Annotated in this window: 3 protein-coding genes; all 3 read left to right on the forward strand. The window is 67.8% G+C overall.

Translation table 11 applies throughout. The features are described 5' to 3' along the window. Nucleotides 1–191 precede the first annotated feature (191 nt). The 3 genes from gatB to bchJ all read left to right on the forward strand — a co-directional run bounded on the left by gatB (nt 192) and on the right by bchJ (nt 4,227). Complete coding sequence (gene gatB / locus CKO41_RS18005) at nt 192–1,676, forward strand: Asp-tRNA(Asn)/Glu-tRNA(Gln) amidotransferase subunit GatB (RefSeq protein ID WP_274607563.1); 1,485 nt, start codon at nt 192–194, stop codon at nt 1,674–1,676. Between the two features lie 584 nt (nt 1,677–2,260). Then, a complete protein-coding gene (gene hemN / locus CKO41_RS18010; protein ID WP_200251515.1) occupies nt 2,261–3,625 on the forward strand; it encodes an oxygen-independent coproporphyrinogen III oxidase in 1,365 nt (454 codons plus the stop codon). After that, nucleotides 3,601–4,227, forward strand: a complete 627-nt coding sequence (gene bchJ, locus CKO41_RS18015; RefSeq protein ID WP_200251513.1) for a bacteriochlorophyll 4-vinyl reductase — start codon at nt 3,601–3,603, stop codon at nt 4,225–4,227. Before hemN ends, bchJ begins: the two co-directional genes overlap by 25 nt. Nucleotides 4,228–4,499: the final 272 nt, after the last annotated feature.

Below are 4,499 nucleotides of genomic sequence, written 5' to 3' on the forward strand. Positions count from 1 at the left end.
CGCGTGTTTCGCGTGTTTCGTAGTTCCCAGAAGATGTACCGGCTGTTCTTGAATCGTCACTCGGATCGCCCGCAAGCGGGCTCCTACCACGCGAGGGTGGCAGGCCGCCGCGTGCGGTCTCGGGAATCGCGCAGTCTTGCACTAGTGCAGCACTTCAGAAATCCCGAGGCCGTTCGTTGTCGTTGTCGGAGATGGTCTCGGGACATCCGCACTGCTGCACTAGGCCTTTAGAGAAACACACCATGTCATGGGAAACCGTCATCGGGCTGGAGATCCACACCCAGCTCGCCACCCGCTCGAAGATCTTCTCCGGGGCCCCGACCCGGTTCGGCGCCGATCCCAACACCCAGGCCTGCGCGATCGATCTGGGCCTGCCCGGCGTCCTCCCGGTCCTCAACCGCGAGGCGGTGCGCCTGGCGCTGCGCTTCGGCCGGGCGATCGACGCCGAGATCGCCGAGCGCTCGGTCTTCGCCCGCAAGAACTACTTTTACCCGGACCTGCCCAAGGGCTATCAGATCAGCCAGTACGAGCGGCCGATCGTCGGCCGCGGCCGGGTCGAGATCCTGCTCGACGACGGCGCCGAGAAGACGATCGGCGTGACCCGCGCGCACCTCGAGGAGGACGCCGGCAAGTCGCTGCACGAGGACTTCCACGGCCTCACCGGCATCGATCTCAACCGCGCCGGCACCCCGCTGCTGGAGATCGTCTCGGAGCCCGACCTGCGCTCGCCGCAGGAGGCCGTCGCCTATGCCCGCAAGATCCACCAGATCGTGCGCTGGATCGGCATCAGCGACGGCAACATGCAGGAGGGCTCGTTCCGCATGGACGCCAACGTCTCGGTGCGCCCGCGCGGTGAGACCCGGCTCGGCACCCGCACCGAGATCAAGAACATCAACTCCTTCCGCTTCCTCGAGCGGGCGCTCGTCTTCGAGATCGAGCGCCAGATCGACGTGATCGAGGGCGGCGGGCGCATCGTCCAGGAGACCCGCCTCTACGATGCCGAGCGCGACGAGACCCGCTCGATGCGCACCAAAGAAGAGGCCAACGACTACCGCTACTTCCCGGACCCGGACCTGCTGCCGTTGGTCATCGACGGCGACTTCCTCGCCGCGGCGACCGCCGACCTGCCGGAGCTGCCCGATGTGCGCCGCGCGCGTTTCGAGCGCGACCATGGTCTGTCGCCGTACGACGCCGGCCTCCTCACCGCCAGCCGCGAACTGGCCGACTACTTCGAGGCGGTCGCGGCGCGCTGCGGCGACGCCAAGCTCGCCGCCAACTGGATCAACGGCGAACTGGCCGCGGCGCTCAACAAGGCCGGCCTGACGATCGAGGCGAGCCCGCTCGGCAGCGAAGGGCTCGCCGGGCTGCTCGCGCGGATCGCCGACGGGACCCTCTCCGGCAAGCTCGCCAAGCAGGTCTTCGAGGCGATCTGGGCCGGCGAGGGCGATGCCGATGCCGTCATCGAGGCCAAGGGTCTGCGCCAGATCTCGGACGCCGGCACCATCGAGCCACTGATCGACGCGATCATCGCCGCCAACCCGACGCAGGTCGAACAATACCGCGCCGGCAAGGAGAAGCTGTTCGGCTTCTTCGTCGGCCAGGTCATGAAGGAGACCCAGGGCAAGGCCAACCCGCAGCAGGTCAACGAGATCCTCCGGCGCAGGCTCGCCCCCTGACGGAGGGGCACCTCGAATGAATCGAGGTGACGGCAAGGCCACGGGGCGACGCGGTGCACGATGGCCGCACGGCCCCGGCCCGGACCGGGCGATTTCGTGAAAACCGCGGGGAATCGGCGCCTTACGCCCGCGACACCCTGGGCAGATCCAATTACCTTGACCTGCGTCAACGCACCGGTCGGGCACCTTGGTTAGCGTAGGGGACCGCGCGTGGCCGCACGGGGACGCCGATGACCGGCCCTCTCCGCCCGACCCGTGCCCCGGCGTATCCGGACATAACGAGACTGATCGCGCGACGAACCATTTCGCCCCATCCCGCTAGCCCACATCCCCAGCGAGGTCTAGTCGATGCATGCATTGATGACTCAGCCCGGCTACCATCACTGCACGAAGCACCCAGCCTCCCTGTGGACGTCATCGATTCAGACCGTACGCCATCGCACCCCCCCTGCCCTCGCCAGGTCGGGAAGACTCGTTAGCATCGCCGTATCGCCCGATCGGCCGCTCGGGCAGCCCCCCGGGGCCGCCAGGCCAGACGCCCCGTTGCGCGATCACGGGTCCACCGCGAGCGCGGGGGCCAGGGCATGACCGCCAGCCTGTCCGTCGAGCGCATCCCGGGGCCGGTCGAACAGATCGCCCCGGCCTGGCGGCACCTCTATAGCATCCCGTCAAGAGGCAAGTGGGACGCGGCCTTCGGGCCAGCCGAATACCAGCACGCCCTCGGGGCGATCGCCGCGTGCCCGGACCGGGCGCTCTCGGTCTACATCCACATCCCATTCTGTCCGGTGCGCTGCCTCTATTGCGGGTGCAATACGACGGTCACGCACAGCAGCGAACGGATCGACCACTATCTCGACCACCTCGAGCGCGAGATGGCGATGGTCGCCGGTCCGCTCGGCGCCAGACGCGACCTCTTGCATCTGCACGTCGGCGGCGGGACACCGAACTATCTCAACGATGCGCAACTCGTGCGACTGATGGAGATGGTCGATCGGCACTTCCGCATCCTCGGCGAGACCGACACCTCCATCGAATGCAACCCGCGCCGCGTCTGCGCAGGTCAACTCGCATTGCTGCGCGGCCTAGGCTTCCGCCGCATCAACTTCGGCGTCCAGGACCTCCAGCCGCAGGTGCAGAAGGCGATCGGGCGCATCCAATCGGCCGAGATGGTCCGCGACGTCTACGGCATGGCACGCGAGGCCGGCTTCGAGTGCATCGGCTTCGACCTGGTCTACGGCCTGCCACACCAGACGGCGAAGGGCTTCCAGGCCACGGTCGACGAGATCATCGACCTCGGCCCCGACCGGGTCGCCTGTTTCCCCTACGCCCATATCCCCGAGCAGCGACCGCATCAGCACGCGATCGACTCCGCCCGCCTGCCGTCGAAACTCGACCGCCTGACGCTGTTCCACCACGCCGTCAGCCGCTTCACCCGCTCCGGCTACAGCTGGATCGGGCTCGACTCGTTCGTCCTCGACACCGACGAACTGGCGATCGCCCAAGACGAGGGTCGCCTGGGGCGCAACTGCGTCGACTACACGACCACCCCAGCCGACCAGCTGATCTCGTTCGGGATGGGCGCGATCGGCGATCTCGACGGGCTGCTCGTGCAGAATCACGAGAGCATCGCCGCCTGGCAGCACGCCCTCGCCGAGGGCCGGTTGCCGGTCGCCCACGGCCAACGGCTAGACGAATCCGAACGCCGGCGGCGCGCCACCATCGTCCAACTCATCTGCAACCTGAAGGTGCCGATCGCGCTGGCGCGCACGGGCCTGCCGCGCGAGTACGCGCGGCGCAACGAATACCTCGACTACGGCCTGATCGAGATCGACGAAGAGTACATCCGGATCACCCCGCGTGGGCGATACTACCTGCACAGCCTCTGTATCGACCCGAGCACGCCCCTGCACGAAGACCATGCCCTGTGGCCACTGCTGCGCAACATCTGAACACGAACCCTGAGCATCCGGTCGGGCGGATCGGTCCCAATGCGATCATCCGCGTCGCCGAGGCCCTGCGCAACATCCTCGGCGAGGAGGCCGCGACACGGGTCTTCAGCGCCGCCGGCCTCGCGCCCTATCTCTCGACGCCGCCCGAGGAGATGGTCGAGGAAGGGGCCGTCTCGGCGCTCCATGAGACCCTGTTCGCCGAACTGGGCGCCGAGGAGGCGAAACGGATTTCCTGGTCGGCCGGCCTGTTGACGGGCGACTACCTGCTCGCGAACCGCATCCCGCCGGCCGCCCAGCGCGTACTGCGGGTCCTCCCGCCGGCGGCCGCGAGCCGCATCCTGCTGAAGGCGATCGGCAGCCACTCCTGGACCTTCAGCGGCACCGGCACCTTCACCTACGAGGCGGCCCATCCCGTCGAGGTCAGCATCGCCAACTGTCCGATCTGCCGGCGGATCGAGGCGACGCAGCCGGTCTGCGACTTCTACGCCGGGACCTTCGAGCGGATCTTCCGTGCCCTCGTCAGCCGCCGCGCCGAGGTCCGCGAGGTCGCCTGCCAAGCCACCGGGGCCCCCGCCTGCCGATTCGAGATCCGCTGGCGGTAAGAAGCCCCGCCAGCGTAGGAGCCCGCTTGCGGGCGACCGCGGCGGCGCCCGCAGCGTCCGAGATCGCCGGCAAGCCGGCTCCTACCGCAGGCGCAACCAGCCGGGGGCGGTCCCGCCCGTTTCCGGGGTGCGGCCGCAAAATAACGTACATTAGGAAGCGCCATGACAGGCAGACAACACAATCCCTTCAAGCAGTATGTCCGGTATTGAGCACATCTTTCGATGCCGCACCCTGATCGGCGCGAGAAAAGCGATCGATCAGATTCAATGCA

The organism is Thiococcus pfennigii, from assembly GCF_016583835.1.
Lineage (GTDB): Bacteria > Pseudomonadota > Gammaproteobacteria > Chromatiales > Chromatiaceae > Thiococcus > Thiococcus pfennigii.